Consider the following 239-nt stretch of genomic DNA (forward strand, 5'->3'; position numbering starts at 1 on the left):
GGGCGGGGTGGGCGCGCTCCAGGAAGAGCCGCTGCTGCGGATCGGTGACCGTGGCCACGCGGGCGCCCATCCCGAAGAAGGCCGCGTCGAAGCCGTCGGTGCCGGGCAGCGGGGCGCTCGAGGCAACGAAGTCGGGCGCGCCGTACTCCACGGGGGCGAACCCGGCCGCCGCGAGCTCGGCGTCGGTGAACCGCGGTACGTGCGTCACGCCCGCCCGGATGTCCCGCCAGTACCCGTCG

1 protein-coding gene is annotated in these 239 nt (G+C 76.2%); it reads right to left on the reverse strand.

The features are described 5' to 3' along the window. A partial coding sequence (locus KVT44_RS56870) for a beta-ketoacyl synthase N-terminal-like domain-containing protein (protein ID WP_308314433.1) occupies positions 1 to 208 on the reverse strand: 208 nt, incomplete at its 3' end. Positions 209 to 239: the final 31 nt, after the last annotated feature.

This window comes from Streptomyces sp. GbtcB7 (assembly GCF_019091445.1).
GTDB lineage: Bacteria > Actinomycetota > Actinomycetes > Streptomycetales > Streptomycetaceae > Streptomyces > Streptomyces mirabilis.